Source organism: Bradyrhizobium sp., from assembly GCF_049581145.1.
Taxonomy (GTDB): Bacteria; Pseudomonadota; Alphaproteobacteria; order Rhizobiales; family Xanthobacteraceae; genus Bradyrhizobium.
The window spans coordinates 1-2241 of record NZ_JBAURI010000102.1 but is presented as its reverse complement, the minus strand read 5'-3'; the positions used below and the strand labels follow the sequence as shown (position 1 = coordinate 2241).

The following is a 2241-nucleotide window of genomic DNA, read 5'->3' as shown; positions in this document are numbered from 1 at the left end:
GCCGCCGCGATCGACCGCGTCAAGGCACCGGCCGGCCTCGACCTCGGCGCCATCACGCCGGAGGAGATCGCGATGTCAATCCTCGCGGAGATCACCGTGGAGCGGCGGCGGGGACAGCGCACGTCTTCCAACAGTTAGGAGTTTTGCAAGTGCAGATGAATGACAGCCAGCGGATCCTGGCCTCGAAAGACAAGGTGTGGGCCGCGCTGAACGATCCCGAAGTGCTGAAGACATGCATTCCCGGCTGTCAGGCGCTGGATATGACCTCGCCGACCGAGATGACCGCGACCGTGGTGTTCAAGGTCGGGCCGGTGAAAGCGACGTTCGGCGGCAAAGTGACGCTGTCCGATCTCGATCCGCCGAACAGCTATCGGATTTCCGGCGAAGGCTCCGGCGGGGTTGCCGGTTTTGCCAAGGGCGGCGCGGCGGTGCGGCTGGAAGCCGAAAGTGCTGACATCACCATCCTGCATTATGAGGTCGATGCCCAGATCGGCGGCAAGCTGGCGCAACTCGGCGGCCGGCTGATCGACTCCACCGCGAAGAAGCTCGCCGGCGAGTTCTTCGCATCGTTCGGCGCGGCGGTCGGCGGAGTGCCTGCGGAAGCGGAGATGCCCGCGGCAGCGGAAGGCGGCAAGACCGGCTGGTTAGGCAAGCTGACCGGCACGGCGTAGCTGACCGGCGCGGCGCAGGTCCTGCGGATGCAGCCGCGGCCATGACGGCGCAATGAAGAAGCGCTCTATTGCTCGGCATCGTCGGACTGGCCGAATTGATGCTGCATGACTATGCTCTGCCCGGCAGTGAAAGGCCGAGGCGGGATGACCATGCAGGCGACGTCGATCGATGTGTTTCGCGTTCCGACCGGCGGGCCGGGAGACGTCACCGGCCTGCTGGCGCTGATTTCGTCCGGCGCGCTCGACCCGTCGTCGATCATTGCGGTGCTCGGCAAGACCGAAGGCAATGGCGGGGTCAACGATTTCACCCGGGAATACGCCGTGGCCGCGCTGTGCGCCGCGCTGGCGCCCCGTCTGGGACTCGATCCCCGCGCGGTCGAGGAGAAGATCGCCTTCGTGATGTCGGGCGGCACGGAAGGGGTGTTGTCGCCGCATCTGACCGTGTTCGCGCGCAACGAAGTCGCGACGACGTCGCCGAAAACTTCGCCCGACAACAAGCGCCTGAGCATCGGCATCGCGCACACCCGCGAGTTCCTGCCGGAGGAGATCGGCCGCGACGCGCAGATCGAGGAAACCATGCACGCCGTTCGCCATGCGATGGCGGACGGCGGCATCGATGATCCCAGTGACGTTCACTTCGTGCAGGTCAAGTGTCCCTTGCTGACCAGCGAGCGCATGGCAGCCGCGGCCGCGCGGGGACACAAGGCGGTGACCTCGAGTGCCTATGCATCCATGGGCTATTCACGCGGCGCGTCGTCGATCGGCGTGGCGCGGGCGCTCGGCGAGGTGGCCGAGAACGTCGGCGAAGCGCGGGTGCTGAAGGATTGGGATTGTTTTTCGTCCGTCGCCTCGGCCTCCGCCGGCATCGAGCTGATGCAGAATGTCGTGATCGTGATGGGCAATGCGCAGGCCTCGCAAAGCCGGTTCGTGATCGGGCATGCGGTGATGCGCGACGCGATCGATTTTCCCGCCGTGCTGCAGGCGATCAGGAGCGTCGGGCTCGATCCGTTCGACATGCAATCGCAAGCCCGGCTGGTCAATGCCTTCGCCAAGGCCGAGGCCTCGCCGGACGGCGTCGTGCGCGGTTGCCGTCACACCATGCTGGAGGATTCCGACATCAACGCGACGCGTCACGCCCGCGCCGCGGTGGGCGGGCTGGTCGGCGGTCTTGCGGGGACAGGCGCGATCTATGTCTCGGGCGGCGCCGAGCATCAGGGGCCGCCCGGTGGCGGCCCGATCGCGGTCATCGCACGGGTGTGAGCAGCCTCGAGGAGCAGTTGCTTGGCCGCCACGTGTTCACCAACATATCCGAGTGGCCACCCTCAGTTGGTCAACACAATTCAAATAAACCGACGACGTTTCCATGAAATCTGTCATTTCCAAACCCTCAGATGTCATCCCGAGGCATGATCCAGGAACAGCGCTTCCGATTTTCAGAAATTGTTCTTGACGCTCACCCCAAATCACCTGCATAGTCCCGCCATCCTGTCCCACAGAGGGGCGTTCCGGATCGTCCAGAGACGCGGGGCAGGATGCGGTGGACGCGGCAGCGTCAGGCGTGACACGTGAT

3 protein-coding genes are annotated in these 2241 nt (G+C 65.1%); all 3 read left to right on the top strand.

The window, feature by feature from the left end:
• A partial coding sequence (locus WCB02_RS03345) for an XdhC family protein (protein ID WP_423956366.1) occupies window positions 1-138 on the top strand: 138 nt, incomplete at its 5' end.
• 17 nt (window positions 139-155) lie between these two features.
• Window positions 156-671: an SRPBCC family protein gene (locus WCB02_RS03340; protein ID WP_423956364.1), complete on the top strand. Its 516-nt coding sequence runs from the start codon at window positions 156-158 to the stop codon at window positions 669-671.
• Between the two features lie 150 nt (window positions 672-821).
• Window positions 822-1931 (top strand): ring-opening amidohydrolase, encoded by a 1110-nt coding sequence (locus tag WCB02_RS03335; RefSeq protein WP_423956361.1) that lies wholly within the window; start codon window positions 822-824, stop codon window positions 1929-1931.
• Window positions 1932-2241 lie beyond the last annotated feature (310 nt).

Coding starts and splice junctions, on each gene's coding strand:
- WCB02_RS03335 (WP_423956361.1), top strand. CDS start 822: ATGCAGGCGACGTCGATCGATGTGTTTCGCGTTCCGACCGGCGGGCCG.
- WCB02_RS03340 (WP_423956364.1), top strand. CDS start 156: ATGAATGACAGCCAGCGGATCCTGGCCTCGAAAGACAAGGTGTGGGCC.